Source organism: Lacimicrobium alkaliphilum, assembly GCF_002591895.1.
GTDB lineage: Bacteria > Pseudomonadota > Gammaproteobacteria > Enterobacterales > Alteromonadaceae > Lacimicrobium > Lacimicrobium alkaliphilum.
The window spans coordinates 61,809-77,897 of sequence record NZ_NISX01000002.1 but is presented as its reverse complement, the minus strand read 5'-3'; the positions used below and the strand labels follow the sequence as shown (position 1 = coordinate 77,897).

10 protein-coding genes are annotated in these 16,089 nt (G+C 49.4%); 6 read left to right on the top strand and 4 right to left on the bottom strand.

What is annotated here, in order from left to right:
- Positions 1 to 25: 25 nt before the first annotated feature.
- Positions 26 to 1,795 (bottom strand): DEAD/DEAH box helicase, encoded by a 1,770-nt coding sequence (locus CDA54_RS02315; RefSeq protein WP_099033397.1) that lies wholly within the window; start codon positions 1,793 to 1,795, stop codon positions 26 to 28.
- A 219-nt stretch (positions 1,796 to 2,014) separates the two neighbouring features.
- On the opposite strand from CDA54_RS02315, the gene prsT reads away from it, so the two are divergent.
- Positions 2,015 to 4,753: an XrtA/PEP-CTERM system TPR-repeat protein PrsT gene (gene prsT / locus CDA54_RS02310; RefSeq protein WP_099033396.1), complete on the top strand. Its 2,739-nt coding sequence runs from the start codon at positions 2,015 to 2,017 to the stop codon at positions 4,751 to 4,753.
- 43 nt (positions 4,754 to 4,796) lie between these two features.
- On the opposite strand, the gene CDA54_RS19905 is transcribed toward prsT, so the two are convergent.
- Together CDA54_RS19905 and CDA54_RS02305 are read right to left on the bottom strand one after the other, a co-directional pair.
- Complete coding sequence (locus CDA54_RS19905; protein ID WP_268235264.1) at positions 4,797 to 4,931, bottom strand: hypothetical protein; 135 nt, start codon at positions 4,929 to 4,931, stop codon at positions 4,797 to 4,799.
- Positions 4,932 to 5,032: 101 nt separating this feature from the next.
- A complete protein-coding gene (locus tag CDA54_RS02305) occupies positions 5,033 to 6,658 on the bottom strand; it encodes an alpha-glucosidase family protein (protein ID WP_099033395.1) in 1,626 nt (541 codons plus the stop codon).
- 326 nt (positions 6,659 to 6,984) lie between these two features.
- Here CDA54_RS02305 and CDA54_RS02295 point away from each other — a divergent pair, with 326 nt between their 5' ends.
- The 5 genes from CDA54_RS02295 to CDA54_RS02275 all read left to right on the top strand — a co-directional run bounded on the left by CDA54_RS02295 (position 6,985) and on the right by CDA54_RS02275 (position 14,464).
- A complete protein-coding gene (locus tag CDA54_RS02295) occupies positions 6,985 to 8,061 on the top strand; it encodes a substrate-binding periplasmic protein (protein ID WP_099033393.1) in 1,077 nt (358 codons plus the stop codon).
- Positions 8,062 to 8,103: 42 nt separating this feature from the next.
- The gene (locus CDA54_RS02290; protein ID WP_099033392.1) at positions 8,104 to 8,667 is read left to right on the top strand and encodes a TetR/AcrR family transcriptional regulator; all 564 of its coding nucleotides are present in this window, start codon (positions 8,104 to 8,106) and stop codon (positions 8,665 to 8,667) included.
- A gap of 470 nt (positions 8,668 to 9,137) precedes the next feature.
- Positions 9,138 to 11,972: a TonB-dependent receptor gene (locus tag CDA54_RS02285; protein WP_099033391.1), complete on the top strand. Its 2,835-nt coding sequence runs from the start codon at positions 9,138 to 9,140 to the stop codon at positions 11,970 to 11,972.
- Positions 11,973 to 12,112: 140 nt separating this feature from the next.
- On the top strand, positions 12,113 to 13,609 hold the full coding sequence (locus CDA54_RS02280) for a tryptophan halogenase family protein (protein ID WP_099033390.1): 1,497 nt from the start codon (positions 12,113 to 12,115) through the stop codon (positions 13,607 to 13,609).
- 150 nt (positions 13,610 to 13,759) lie between these two features.
- Entirely contained in the window at positions 13,760 to 14,464 is a 705-nt protein-coding gene (locus CDA54_RS02275) for an OmpW/AlkL family protein (RefSeq protein ID WP_099033389.1), read from the top strand.
- 132 nt (positions 14,465 to 14,596) lie between these two features.
- Here CDA54_RS02275 and CDA54_RS02270 read toward each other — a convergent pair whose 3' ends face one another.
- Positions 14,597 to 15,985: a M14 family metallopeptidase gene (locus tag CDA54_RS02270; RefSeq protein ID WP_099033388.1), complete on the bottom strand. Its 1,389-nt coding sequence runs from the start codon at positions 15,983 to 15,985 to the stop codon at positions 14,597 to 14,599.
- Positions 15,986 to 16,089: the final 104 nt, after the last annotated feature.

The following is a 16,089-nucleotide window of genomic DNA, read 5'->3' as shown; positions in this document are numbered from 1 at the left end:
TTTCAGTAGAGGACTTCAGCCTGAATTACTCTTTGGGTTTACGTTCTTTACGCGGTTTGTCGAATTTAGGCTTATCTCTTTTCGGTGGCTCATCGGTCCATTCTCTGATCCCCAGTTTCTGCCCTGAAACCCTGGCTTTTTGCAATACCTGGCGAACTTCCGGCGGCATCCCTTCGGGTAAATCTACCGTACTGAAACTGTCATGGATTTCGATAGCGCCGATATGCTTGCTGTCCATACCCGCTTCGTTGGCAATGGCGCCGACGATATTACCGGGTTTGACGCCATGTGTATGGCCTACATCCAGGCGGTAGCGCTGCATCCCTTCCTCGGGCTTGGAACTGCGACGGCGGGGTTTATCACCAGCTTTACCATCCCGTCCTCTTGGTCCTCGTTCGGGTCTGTCTCTGCCCCCCCGATCACGTTCTCCGCGCTCGACTCTTGGCGGGCGGGCATTAAGATCAGGGCGATCAGATTCACTCAGAAGCAGAGGTTCATTACCCTGAGCCAGTTTGGCCAGCGCTGCCATCAGCACTTCAGGCTCAGCTTCCGTTTCTGCCTGAATGGCCTCAATAACGGTGATTAGAGCTTCCAGCTTGTCATCATTCATTGCCTCGATAACGGACTGTTTAAAGCGTTTGAGACGCTGCTCATTCAGCTCGGAGATCGATGGGATGGTCATGACTTCAATTTTTTGACGGGTAGCCTTTTCTATGGCCCCCAACATGCGCTTCTCACGGTGTGAGATAAACAATATGGCTTCACCGGAGCGTCCGGCTCGGCCTGTACGGCCGATGCGATGCACATAAGATTCGGTGTCATAGGGAATATCGAAATTGATCACGTGGCTGATGCGTTCCACATCCAGCCCCCGGGCTACCACATCGGTAGCGATCAGAATGTCTATTTTACCCTGCTTGAGGCGATCAACAGTCCGTTCTCTGGCACTTTGCTGAATATCGCCGTTTAGCGGTTCAACGGCAAAGCCTCGTGCGGCAAGCTTTTCCGCCAGTTCCATAGTAGCGTTTTTAGTGCGTACAAATACAATGATGCCATCGAATTCTTCCACTTCAAGAATCCGGGTCAGTGCCTCAAGTTTATGATGGCCGGCTACCTGGCAAAAACGCTGGCGAATGGTGCTGGCGGTACTGACCTTAGAGGCAATCCTTACTATTTTTGGGGATTTTAAGTACTTATTGGTGATATTGCGGATGCGATCGGGCATGGTTGCAGAGAACAATGCGGTCTGACGCTCTTTCGGAGCATGGCTTAAGATCCACTCCACATCATCAATAAAGCCCATACGTAGCATTTCATCGGCTTCATCCAGTACCAGGAATTTCAGCTTATCAAGTTTCAGGGTGCCCTTTTTAATGTGGTCAATAATTCTGCCCGGTGTACCCACAACAACCTGAACACCGCGCTTCAATGGCCTGATCTGGTTATCGTAGGATTGTCCGCCGTAAATAGGCAGTACTTTAATATTGCGATCAAAGCTGGCGTAGGTGTGAAAGGCTTCTGCAACCTGAATGGCCAGCTCCCGGGTAGGTGCTAAAACCAGCAATTGTGTTGTGGTGTCGCTACTGTCTATCTTTGCCAGCATGGGCAGGGCGAAGGCGGCGGTTTTTCCGGTGCCTGTCTGTGCCTGACCTAACAGATCGTGACCTTCCATAATCAGCGGAATACTTTCCGCCTGTATCGGAGAAGGCTTTTCATAGCCTACTTTCTCCAGTGCCTTGAGTACCGGCTCGGGAAGGTTTAAGTCTGTAAAGCTGAGATCTGTATTACTGGTCATAGGGTTCCTGCTGCTGATCGCCGACATCCGACAATATTAAAGCCGCAATTATATGCGATTTGACTGATTTAAGACAGTAAAAGCCACAAATGACACAAAAGGATTATTGTTTCGGCCCGGGTAAATATTCCGCCAAAGGCTGTCGTGACAATTGACTGTCCGGCGACTCTGGCCTATGGTGGGATTCTACTTGTACTCACTGTTACATAAGGATTTCCAGTGTTTCGTATTTTCTTAATTTTGTCCTTCAGTATGCTCGTGTTGGCGTGCAGTCAGCAAACGGGTGAACAGCATCTTGAAAAGGCACAAGGCTATGCGGCAGAAAAAGATCATCCTGCGGCAGTCATTGAGCTGAAAAGTGCGTTGCAGAAATCGCCTCAGTTGGCGGCCGCCCGATTTGAACTGGGCCGCATTTATGTTCAGCAACAACAATTCCAGCAGGCCGAGAAAGAGCTTAACCGCGCCATGGAATATGGTTACCCAGAAGAGGAAGTGATACCGCTATTGTCAAAGGCGTATCAGAAAACCGGCGCTGATGTGGCCCTGAGCAAACTGAAAAATCAGTATGCGGGTCTCAGCGAAGAAAAGGCGGCAGAAGTTGGTTTCTACAAACTGGAGTCTTTAGTCAGACTGCAACGTACCGATGACGCCCGTGCGTTAATTGAGCAGATTAGAAATTATGATACGGATTCGCCATATAAAGCTCTGGCTCTGACCTACTCCTATTTGCTGGATGAAGAAAAAGAACGGGCAATGTTGCAGTTGAAAGACGTCATCAGCAATCATCCTTATCAGCCTGACGCCCTGACGCTTTTAGGGCGGTTACATATCAGTGAAGGTAACCGTGAAGGTGCCATTGAGGCCTATCAGCAATATTATGCCGCCAATCCCGATGATCATCAGGTCAGCTTTATGCTGGCCAGATTGCTGACGGATGCAGGCAGGACAGAAGAAGCGGAGCCGATTCTGGATAAATTGCTGACAGTCAGTGATACCAACCCATTACTGAACCAGTTAAAGGGATTGAGTCGCGCGAATGACGGCGATCATGAAGAGGCCCTGAAATATACTGAAAAGGCACTGATGAACAAGGGCACTGATCCCGGTCTGCGACTTGCTGCGGGGTATAGTGCGTTCCAGCTTGGAGATTTCAGCACGGCGGTTCAGCACCTCTCCCATGTGGCCAGTGACCTGCCTGCAAATCATCCCGGCCTGAGGCTTCTGGCTGCCAGTCAGATACAACTGGGGTTGACCGATGAAGCGGGTGAGACCCTCAAACGTCTCGAGCAGCTGTCGGACCAGGAAGCGCAGTTGTTTTCAGCCGCCGGATTTGAAATGCTCAAAGAAGGCAACATAAAAGGGGCCGAGGAAATGGTGGCGCGTTCACAGGGGCTGAGTGAATCCGCCACTGACTTAACCCGCCTTGGCGTGTTGCAACTATCACTGAACGATGTCAAAGGTATTCTGAATCTTGAACAGGCCCTTGAGCAGGAGCCGGAGCAGGATACCACCAGAGCCACACTGGCCACGGCCTATCTGGTAACAGAACAATATGACAAAGCCATGCAACTGGCCCAGGAGTGGAAAGAGCAGGGGGATGTGCAGGGGTTTTTGCTTGCAGGAACGATATTGAGACGCCAGGGAGAGGATCAGCAGGCCCGTGCAGAGTTTGAACAGGCAGAACAGATGGCGCCGGAAGATCCGAAAGTCAGGCTGGCTCTTATTGATCTTGCACTTGCAGAGAATGAGACTGAACAGGCGACTGCGTCATTAAAGCAGTTGCTGGATGAGCACCCGACACAAATTCCGGCGTTATCAAGATATTTTGATCTGATGCACCGAAGTAAAGAGAGTGAAAAGGGTATTGCGCTTATTCGCAAAGCGCTCTCTGAGAAGCCTGACAACATTCAGCTGAAAGTGCTTCTCGCCCATGCTTATCTGCTAACACAGCAGCCACAGGAAAGTATTAAGCTTTTGTCTCAGGAGGAAGCTGCAAAAGATTTGCCGGTCAAATACTGGGACATTCTTGGCCAGTCCTACCTTCGCAGTAATAAGATAAAGGAAGCGACTGACCATTACGATACCTGGCTGGAATATCACCCGCATAATCTTAAGGCAGTAATGGGTAAGTTGTTTCTGCTGGATATACAGAATCAGTTTCAACAAGGTCTTGAACTGGCCAAAGATGTGATGTCTCGCTATCCCGATGATGTGCGTTTGCTGTCGGTTTATACCCATTTTCTGCTGATGACAGGTGATTTTGAAGAGGGTCGTAAGCGATTTGATACCTTGCCAGCAAAGGTTAAGGCAAGTTCATTGGGCAAGGGGCTGCATGGAAGGTTGCTGGCCGGTGAAGATAAATGTGCTGAGGCGATGCCAAATATTCAGGCGGCCTATGAGGACAAACCTAACCACCGACATCTATCGTTGGCCGTTTTCTGCCTGAATAAACTGGACAGACGGGAAGACAGTTATCAGTTGTTAAGTGAGCATGTGGACAGGATGCCCCAGGATCAAGCCTCACTGATGATGCTGGCCGAGCGCGAGATTCCCAGAGATATGAAACAGGCTGCGGCGCGCTATAAGCAAGTACTCGAACTTAACAGCACCAACTACCTGGCTCTCAATAATATAGCTTACCTGCAAATGAAGCTGGGTAATTTAGACGATGCGCGGGATAAAGCTTTGCTGGCTCTGGAACAGCGCCCTGAGGATCCTGCCGTGCTGGATACTGTCGCACAGGTAATGAAAGCCCGGAACAATTTGAGTGAGGCGGAGAAGTACCTGGCCAGGGCTGCTGAGAACAATCAGACTACAGATGAAATTTATCTTAATTATGTAGAAGTTCTGTTTGAACGCGGAAGAACTGAACTTGCCAGGCGTAAGCTTAATCAAAGAGATTATAAGCAAGACAGTGCCATCAAGCGTGCAGAAAGTCTTAAGCAACAGTACCAATAGTTAAAAAGGAGTGGCCCGGCCACTCCTTTTTAATGGATAGTATTTAGTCTTTCAGGTGATACAAAACGTCATCAAGTAAACGATCTAGCTCCTGCCCGGTTTCCCGCACCTGTTTGGCTAATAGTATGGGCGAAGGATTATTTTTAGTCACCGGCTGTTCCAGCTGATTTCGTTTCATTGCCTGAACCATGTTGTATTGATCTTATCTATACGTATATTAACGGGGCATAAAAAGATCAACTTATCAGCAAAAAGCTGCTGATAAGTATCAACAAAACGCTAGTCCAATGTTGAGAAGAGACAACCGTACGGAGGCAGGCTGAGGATGCCATTATCCAGTGAGCCAGTCTTAAGCCCATGCTGAGTATCGATGACTGCAGCAGAATGAATGTTCAGTTCACATCTTACGGCTTGATCAGAGAGGTTGAAGCAAACCAGAAGCTTTTGCTCAGGCGTATTACGAACGAACGCCAGCACTGACTCGGGTACGTCTAAAAATGCAATGCTGCCCCTGATCAGTGCAGCTTGGTGTTTGCGCCAGCGCATAAAGTGACGAAAACAGTTAAGCACGGAGTCATTCTGTTCATGCTGAGTTTCAACCGCCTGGGACAGGTGGCTTTGAGGTACGGGCAACCAGGGCTTTGCGTCAGTGAAACCGGCGTTTTTCTGTTCTGCCGACCAGGGGTGTGGCGTTCGGCATCCGTCTCGGCCTTTGAAATTAGGCCAGAAGGTAATACCGTACGGATCCTGTAGATCTTCAAATTCAAGCTCAGCCTCGGGCAGACCGAGTTCCTCTCCCTGATATAAACAAACACTGCCGCGTAACGAGGCGACCATCGCCAGCAACACTTTGGCAAAATCCGGAGCCGGGCTATCCCCTGTACTCCAACGAGATACGGCTCGCTGCACATCGTGATTGCTGATCGCCCAGCAGGGCCAGCCATCAAGCATCTTTTGTTCGAGTGCTTCTACTGTACGGCGAATGTAGGCAGCGGAAAACTCATCACACAAAAGCTCAAAACTGTATCCCATATGCAGTCGTTTGTTGCCCTCGGTGTACTCAGCCATGCTGGCCAGAGAGTCTTCAGAGGAAATCTCTCCCAATGCAACGGTTCCTGGGTACCTGTCCAGCAGCGTTCGCAGTTCCTCTACAAAGCCAATGTTTTCAGGTTGTGTGTTGTTGTAGTAGTGATACTGGAACGCATAAGGATTGTCTTCACTAAATCCACGCCCTTTACGCTCCTCGGCAGGCTTGGCCGGATTGTTGCGCAATTGCTGATCATGGAAGCAGAAATTAATCGCGTCCAGACGTAGCCCGTGCACGCCTTTTTTCAGCCAGAACTCTACGTTGTTGAGCACTGCTTCGCGGACTTCAGGATTATGGAAATTTAAGTCGGGCTGGCTGACCAGGAAATTATGCAGGTAATACTGACAGCGTCTGGGTTCCCATTGCCAGGCTGAGCCGCCAAAAATAGACAGCCAGTTGTTCGGCGGCGAGCCGTCTGGCCTGGCATCGGCCCATACATACCAGTCCGCCTTATCATTGTCCCGGCTCTGACGGCTCTGCAAAAACCATTCATGTTGATCCGAAGTATGGCTCAGCACCTGATCAATCATCAGCCGAATTCCCAGCCTGGATGCTTTTTCTACCAGCGCCTCAAAGTCGATCATCGTGCCAAACATCGGGTCGATATCCCGGTAGTCACTGATATCGTAGCCAAAGTCTTTCATGGGGGATTTAAAAAAGGGAGAAATCCAGATCGCGTCTACACCCAGACTGGCCACATAATCAAGTTTACTGATAATTCCTGGCAGATCTCCAATACCGTCGCCGTTGCTGTCCTGAAAACTGCGCGGATAGATTTGGTAGATTACGGCACCTCGCCACCATGGCTGTTGATTCATACGCTAATTGCTTTTTCTTATTGCATAAATGTTGGCGAAGCATACGCCACTAGTAATTGGTCTGTAAAAACCCTGCATACGTATTCAGTCATTTTATGTGGCAGGGAATACCCTGTCTCTATCTTAACTTACTGTTATTAAAATACTTTATTTCTGTGGCAATATTGGCTTCCGGTACCGCCTTCTGGTGTTCCGATATGACCTCGCCAGTTACCAAAAAGCGGTAACTAACCAGGTTTAATAGCCAGCTAGCTGTGACAAGCTTTTGAAACTCAACACAATACCCCCTATGCTGAGCCTGATAGATAATACAAAAAGGATAACCCATGTCATTTCGCCTACGCCTGGTCTGGCTTTTATTACTACTCTCAATGAGTTCTGCTAAGGTTTTCGCCCAGGCAGCTCCTGACGATACCCTGGTCATTGGTACAAAAATAGCGCCTCCCTTTGTGATCAAGCAGGAGAATGGGGATCTGACCGGCATCAGCATTGAATTATGGCAACAGGTTGCTGCTGAAATGGGGGTAACCTACCGGTTTGAAGAAGCAGAGCTGGATGAATTGATAGGCGGGCTTCAAAGCGGACGATTTGACGCATCTGTAGCGGCATTAACCGTGACGGCTGCTCGTGAATCGAGCGTTGATTTCACTCATCCCTATTTTACAACAGGTCTGGCCATCGCGACGTCCAAACACAGCAGTGGTATCTGGACCATTATTGCAGGTCTTTTTTCCTGGCAGTTTCTGGTTGCTCTTGCTGGCCTGGGTGGATTATTACTGGCAGTGGGTGTTGTACTCTGGTTGTTCGAGCGCAAAAGAAATGCCGAAATGTTTGGCGGAACAGCTGCGCAAGGAATAGGCGCAAGCTTCTGGTGGGCCGCGGTCACTATGACAACCGTGGGCTATGGCGATAAGGCCCCGACAACCTTTGCCGGAAGAGTGGTGGGGCTGGTCTGGATGTTTGCAGCAATTATTCTGATTTCCAGTTTCACGGCCGCTATTGCTACCAGCCTTACCGTCAGCCAGCTGGAAACCAAGATAACCGGGGCCGATGATTTGCCCGAGGCCAGTGTCGTTAGTGTGGCCAGTTCCGCCAGTGCGGACTATCTGCAACGAAATGGTATCGGCTTTGTACAACGCGCATCGTTGGCCGGGGCGCTGGAAGAGGTGGCCAAAGGACAGACCGATGCACTGGTATATGATAAACCTATTATGCAGTATCTGGCTCGCCAGACTTACCCCGGAAAACTGGCAATTCTGCCGGAAATTCTTGAGCGCCAGGATTATGCCATTGCGGTTGCAGAAGGCAGTGGGTTGCGAGAGCCAATGAATCAGGCACTATTAGAGGTTATTGCTAGCGACGAATGGCAACAACGGCTGGATTTTTATCTGGGCAACCATTGATAGCGCACCAGCTTCTATAATGAAGTGTTAACGGAGGCTGGTATGACCGACAAAAACATTATTCTGGATAAGGCGCTGCAATTGGGTAAGCAAACGGGCTGGGAAAATCTTAGCCTGGCTGACACAGCCCGTGTTCTGGATATTCCTCTGGTTGATATTTATCAGCACTTTAGTCAGAAAGATGAGCTGGTGGACGCCTGGTTTGACCGTGCCGATCGGCATCTCCTCAGTATCCGTTCCGGGCCGCAGTGGCTGGCTAAGCCACCTGCACAACGCATTGAAGAGGCGGTCTGGCGTTGGCTTGAAGCCCTGGCGGAGTACCGCCATTTAACCGGTCAGATGTTGTTATACAAACTTGAACCCGGTCATATTCATCTTCAGATTGGAGGCCTGTTACGGATCAGCCGGACTGTCCAATGGCTGATGGAGGTAGCGAACCTTCGGGCCCGGCATCTGGCCCGTATTCAACAGGAAATTGCCTTAACAACGGTGTTTGTCAGTACCTTTGTTCATTGGCTGAATGATAATTCAGAACAACAACACTGTTCCCGCCGCAGTCTCAGCTTTAAACTGCGTACCGGCGCATTACTTAAGATCTGGAAGTAATTTTACTACCATTAATTTTAAGTCCTCTATGAGCCTCGCTTCTTCTCTATAACTCCTCAGACTTTGAGTGGCCGGTGTCGTCTGCCAGATGCAATTAAAATAACGCTTTTAGCGATAGGTTTTATGCGCAAATCACTCGCCAAATCCTGGTGAAACATTTTATATATGTAATTTAGTTACACTTTATTCATACGAAATGATGCGTTTTTCTCATGCTGTTAAATTTATAAAACGCTTATAAAACAGTTGCATACGCTGTATCTCAAAGGGTGTCTTTATGGATTTTTAGCAATTAAATGTTATTGAAATGTTACTGAATTTCTATGAATACGTATGCAAGACATTGTGCCTGTTTGAACTCTGGCGTTACTATCCTCGGCAACAAATTTCTGCACTTTTTGTGCAGGTATGCACAGTAACAGTGCCCCTGGCACCGCAACAGCACAAATTAAACAATCAGGACACAAGTCATGAAAAAATTTAACCCCAGTCTTATTACCAGCGCACTGATCTCCAGTGGTTTGGTATTTGGTGCGTCGCCGGTAATGGCGCAATCTGCTCAGCAGCAGGCCGAACAGAATGAAGCCGTAGAAGTTATTCAGGTATCGGGTATCCGGGCCAGCTTACAGCGGGCTCAGGCTATCAAAATGGACAGTACGTCCATCGTTGAGGCACTGTCAGCGGAAGACATTGGTAAATTGCCTGACACCAGTGTGGCCGAATCATTAGCCCGTTTGCCCGGGCTGGCCGGTGAACGTCGTAACGGTCGTACCAGTGGTCTGTCTATCCGTGGTTTCAACGAAAACTACATAGGTACTTCACTCAATGGCCGCGAACTGTTGGGGATGGGTGACAACCGTGGTGTAGAGTTTGACCTTTATCCTTCAGAGATTGTCTCGAACGTTGTTGTTTATAAAACACCTGAAGCCGGCCTGATGGCTCAGGGGATCGGCGGCACAGTAGATTTACAGACAGTAAGCCCGTTAGGCGCAGAACGCACTATTACCTTTAATGCCAACATTGAGCAGAATGAAAAGTCATCCGGTAACCCGGACTTTGATAATAAGGGACACAGATTCGCGTTTAACTATGTCGACAGTTTCGCCAATGACACTCTGGGTGTTGCATTAGTTCTCTCATCACTTGAGACGCCTCGTCAGGAAGAGCAGTTCCGTGGCTGGGGGTATGCCGATGTTTCCAAGACCGAAACCGCTGACGGTGAAGCGATTCCGGCAGGTACCAAAGTACTGGGTGGACACGATTCATTCGTGCGCTCGGCCATGCTCGAACGCGACTCTGTGGCTGCAATCGTTGAATATGCACCATCCGATGATCTGAAGATCAAGTTTGATGCCCTTTATATCGACTTTCTTGAGAATGACGTCAGACGCGGTCTCGAAGAGGGTGGCGCAGAGTGGGGTACCGGCGCTTACACAGTAACCGGCGTTGAAGATGGCCTGGTGACTGAAGGTTACTATGATGGCTTCTATTCAGTAGTGCGCAATGATGCCCGCTCTCAGGATGCAGAGCTGACCACCTTTGGTCTGAATGTTGAGTATCAAATCAATGATTACTGGGAAGCCGAGTTTGATTTGTCTACCGGTAAGGTGGATAAGACCATCACTGACGTTGAAAGCTATTCTGGTGTTGGTCGTGCCGGTATTGATGGCCGTCCAATTACCGCTCGTTCGTGGGAAATGACCTCTACCGGCGCTGTTTATACGGATCACCCTACCATGGCTCCCGTTGATCTGACTGATCCGTCATTGATTACACTTGCCGGACCTCAGGCCTGGGGCGGCGCACTGGCGCCGGTTGAACGTTTTCAGGGCGTTGACGGGTTCGGACCAGAAACTGCACAGGATGGTTTTGTTAATCAGCCTATATTCGAAGAAGAGCTCACCAGTGCACGCTTTGAAGTAAAAGGCTTTGTGGAGTGGGGAATTTTCTCTGGCCTCAATGTGGGTGTGAGCTATCAGGATCGCAGCAAATCCAAGATCAACAATGGTGCATTTCTGACAGCCCCAACCTGGCCTGGTGATGCCCCCATCCCTGATGTACTGGGTGTGGCAGATCTCAGCTTCACCGGTATCAATGGGGTACTGGCTTACGATAGCCTGGGATTGTTTAACGAGGGTTTCTACACTGAAACCGATGCTGCACTATTTGAAAATGGCCGTTTTGGTGACACCTATACTATTGACGAAGAACTGCTGACCGTATTTGCCAAGCTGGATATCGATACTGAATTCTCCGGCATCTATGTACGGGGTAATTTGGGCTTGCAGATGGTGAGTTCTGACCAGGCTGGAACGGGCTTCAGCACTACTACTGGCCCTGGTGGCTTTACCGAAGCGGTGCCCGTAACAGGCGAAGACAGTTATACCGATGTACTGCCGACACTAAACCTGAGTTTTGAAGTGGCAGACAACCAGTTTGTGCGCACCAGTATGTCCAAGGTAATGAGCCGTCCGCGTATGGATGATATGCGTCCTAACGCCCAGGTTGATTTCCAGTTTAACGATGGCAACATCTTAAGCGGTGATATTGAGAACAGCCCCTGGAGTGCAAGCGCAGGCAACACTGCTCTGAAACCACTGGAAGCCAATCAGTTTGATTTGGCTTACGAGAATTACTTTGCCGATGATGGTTATTTTGCCGCAGCCTTTTTCTACAAGGATCTGACAAACTGGCACAGAAACGGTGAGACCATCGCGGATTTCTCTGACTCATATATTCCTGGCTTCCACCAGTCTTCCGAAGAAACCGGCAACCAGGCACCAGTGCTGTTTGAAGGGCCCCTTTCCTTCGTTGAAGACGGTTTGACCGGCTTTGTTCGCGGCTACGAATTACAGGCCAGTGTACCAATGCGTCTGGTCAGTGATGCGCTGGACGGATTTGGTCTGGTTGCCAGCGCGACCTTTATGGATGGTGAACTGGATGATGGTGGCCGGGTGCCCGGTTTATCTGATGAAATTTATCAGTTGACCGCTTACTACGAGAAAAATGGCTTTGAATTCCGGATTTCCGGTTCCAAACGTGATGTCTTTTCTACCGAGGCTCGTGGTCTGAGTCTGTCATTGGTTGAAACAATGGACAGAGGCTTTGAGCTGTGGGATGCGCAGATTGGTTATGACTTCAGCGAGTCTGGTATTGAAGCCCTGAAAGGATTGCGGGTAACCCTGCAGGCACAGAACCTGACAGATCAGGATACGGTGCAGACTGATGGTGACGATCCGCGTTTTGTAACGCTGTATCAGAGCTTTGGGGCCAACTATCTGCTGGGTGTGAATTACACCTTCTGATAAAGCGGGCCAGAGTGGTCAATGAGGTCACTTTGCCCTTGTTGTTGGTGAAACCGACATACTGCTAGAATCAAAAACCCGACCAGTCCTCTGGTTGGGTTTTTTTGTCATACCAACAGGTATAAACGGGCTGTAATAAGATGAAAAGTGTAATGCGTAAAGTGGTGATCCTCGGTGGCGGAACCGCTGGCTGGATGTCGGCGGCGTTGCTGAAAAAAATGCTTGGCAATGCGGTGGATATTGAACTGGTGGAATCCGAGGCGATTGGTACTGTCGGTGTTGGTGAAGCTACTATTCCACCGATTCGGCTGGTCAATAATGTGCTGGGTATCAAAGAAGCCGATTTTCTGCGTGAAACCAAAGCCACCATGAAACTGGCGATAAAATTTGAGAACTGGCGGGTACCCGGAGAAGGCTATTTCCATACCTTTGGTGCGCCGGGCAAGAGTATGGCATTTTGCCACTTTCATCATTACTGGCGACGTGCACAGCAGGAAGGACTTAAAGACAGTTTGTGGGAGTATGATCTGAACTACCTGTGCGCACAGGCTGGCAAATTTTCTCACATCAACAGCAAGGATCCTGTACTGGAGCTACCTTATGCCTACCATTTCGATGCATCTCTGTATGCCCGCTTCCTGCGCAATTACAGTGAGAAACTGGGTGTCACTCGCACCGAAGGTAAAGTGGAGAAAGTCGATCAGAACAATGACAGCGGCTATATTCAGTCCCTGCAACTGGATAACGGTAAGATAATCGGCGGGGATTTGTTTCTCGATTGTTCCGGTTTCCGTGGATTACTGATCCAGCAGAAGCTGAATACAGGCTATGAGGACTGGAGCCACCTGTTGCCCTGCGACCGTGCTGTTGCGGTGCCTTCAGAACGTTTCCAGAAAACACTGCCTTATACCCGGTCCATCGCCCATGGAGCAGGCTGGCAGTGGCGCATACCGCTACAGCACCGCAATGGCAACGGTATGGTATACAGTAGTGCTCATTGCAGTGATGAACAGGCCGCAGATACGCTGCTGGCTAATCTCGACAGTAAAGCCTGTGGCGATCCCAACTTCATCCGCTTTTTGACTGGCCGGCGTCGCAAACAGTGGCATAAAAATGTGATCGCAGTAGGTTTGTCCAGTGGTTTCCTGGAGCCACTTGAATCAACCAGTATTCATCTTATTCAGTCTGCAATTGTCCGCCTGATACATTTGTTTCCTCATCAGGGTATCCAGCCTGCGGCTGTAGCGGAATACAATAAACAGTCAAAGCTTGAGTTTGAACAAATCAGAGACTTTCTGGTGTTGCATTACCATGTTAATCAACGCACTGATACCCAATTCTGGCGCGACCTGCAAAGCATCGAGATTCCAGATTCTCTGACTCAGAAAATCGCCCTGTTTGCCGAAACGGGCCGCTTGTTCCGGGAGCAGAATGATCTTTTCCTCGAAAGCTCCTGGTTACAGGTGATGATGGGGCAGGGAATTATGCCGAAAGATTATCACCCCATGGCAGACAATCCGTCCCGTGAGCAGTTACTCGGCATGTTGCAGCAAATCCGGCAGGTGAAGCAGGATCCCTTGCCAAAAATGCTTGATCACGATGAATTTTTAACCAGTTATTGTCAGATAAAGGAGTAGGGGCAGGGCCTGCAAATTTGACCTGGATCATAAAACGGCTTCGTTTCGACCCCAGCAGAGAATTGCCTGATAAAAACCTTGATCTCAGTCAGGTTATTATCTGAAAAAGCCTTGCACAATGCGCTCAGATTCTTTTAACGGAGCGCAACAATGAAAAAAACACTTCTTACTTCACTACTGGCCACTGCAGCTTTTGCTCCTGTGGCGATAGCGGATTTCAGCCTCAATGTGGGTGCAATTAATGTCAGCCCTGATGAAAGCAGCAGCTACCTGAATGTGGTGGAAACCGTCGCCGGTTTGCCACAAAACTCCAGCCAACTGGCTGTCGACAGCAATACCCAGCTTGGCCTGACACTGGATTATGCCTTTGGCGATAACTGGACACTGGAAGTGGTTGCTGCCACACCTTTCTCCCACGACATAACCCTTAACAGTAGCGTCGGTGCGGTGAATGGCCTGAAAGTCGGCGATACCAAACATCTGCCGCCTACGGTGCTGGCGCAATATCACTTTTTCTCCAAACAGGATGCCTTCCGTCCTTTTGTGGGGTTAGGACTCAATTACACCCTGTTCTTCTCTGAAGGGGTAAATCAGGAGTTGGTGGATGTGCTGGTTGCCACCGGCGCAGCGAGTGCCAGTGATAAGGTCAGCCTGCATCTGGATGATTCCATTGGCGTGGCATTGCAGGCAGGCTTTAACTATCGGCTCAATCAGGATTGGGGCATTCATGGCATGGTGGCCTGGGCCGATATTGACAGCGATGCTGAAGTACGGGTTAACGGCACCGCCGTGCAGCCAATCGATGTTTCTATCGACCCGATGATCTTTATGCTGGGCGCGAAGTATTACTTCTAGGCAACACTTCTCCCAACGGTGTCGCTAGCGTTCGCTGCAAGCCTGATGGCTTGCAGCATTTTTGTGATTGTTAATCTATGGCCTTGTTGGCTACCTCCAGCCTCAATTCCTGCCTGAAATTGCCCTGGTAATTCAGGTGTTATAACCGTTCAACAATGTACCCGATTCAAGTTCTATCAACAGGCCGTTAATCACGGCAATTTTACGGCCGTCTTTATGCTGCATAAAGAACACCGCACGCTGATTGCGTTGTGGTTTTTCTGCGGGGGCGGATTGTTCGTTGAGCAGCACCGGGAAGCCTGTCTGGCTGTCGAGAAGCTCAGGTTCACCGGCGAAGTGCCCGTAGCCCTGTTTTAACAGTTCAAGGTAACGCTCACCGGTCAGTTTCAACGAAGATGTTAGCTGGTAAGCTTTGGCCGGCTGATATTGCCAGTCACTGGCGTCAAATTCAAAGAAGGGATAGAAAGGTGACAGATCACCTACGTCTTTGATTCTGGGGCGATTTGCATCAGGCAAGTCCAGATCAAGGGCAATATCCAGTTTGTATTGATGTTCACCTTGTATCTGCAGATCCTGAATAATGACATCGCGGAATGCTTCACGCTCATTCATCGGAATATCGTGATAGGGTCCAAGATCCATCGCCAGGTAGCTTTTGCTGGCGATACTTTCCAGAGACGTTTCCAGCATGGCCAGATTCACCCGTCTTGCAGCCTGGCGATTCAGATCGCCCGGATAAGCGCCGGATTCAATCAGTATTGTACTGATACCCATGCCTGAGAGCGTATCGCCAAAGGCTCTGTGGGCATAGGTATCATTGTAGCGGCCCATTTTTTGCGGGATAAGTTTGTCTCCCACCTGTTTCATAACTCCGATAAGTTGCATCGCCCGCTTTCGGGTTTGGTTAATACTCTTTTGCTCATCATAAGCCGGCGCTAATAAGGATATTGTCGCCGTTTGTGGATTCGGGCCGGCAGAATAAAAGCGCCCCTGATCATGCAGATTAAATCCGAAGTCCGGTTTAAGGGCTTTGGCCTGCTCCATCAGCACGCGGCCTTCTGGGGTCTGCAGATCTTTGGCGTCACGATTGATATCAACACTCTGGACGTTATAACGTTGGGCCAGCTCCGCACCATCAGGGTTAAGCATGGGGAGCATATGCAGGGTCAGTCTGTTTTCCCAGCCCTGACGCCAGTCCTTGTCCTGGCTAATTTTATTGATAAGATCAAACAGTGCGGGGGTGGCAGTGGACTCATCACCATGCATCTGAGACCACATCAATACGGTTACCGGCCCCTCACCGATACTGATCCGATAGATGGGGCGTCCTTCATAGGAACGGCCCACTTGTTCGGTGTTAAACAATGGGTTTTGTTTTACCCGCTCGAGATAAGGCAGGATATCGGCCTGGCGGATCTGTGCTTTGTTAAGATCAGAGACTTCATATTGGCTGGCCGGCGGCAGCTGGGCGGACAGGGCGGCAGTACTAAACAGAACCATGGCTATCAGAAGTTTTCTCATTATTTTTTACTTTCTCAATTAATTATTACTATTTTGTGTTTAAAATATAATAAATTATCACTAGAGTGTTGAGACTATCTTTCGACACTACAATCGTCAAGTTA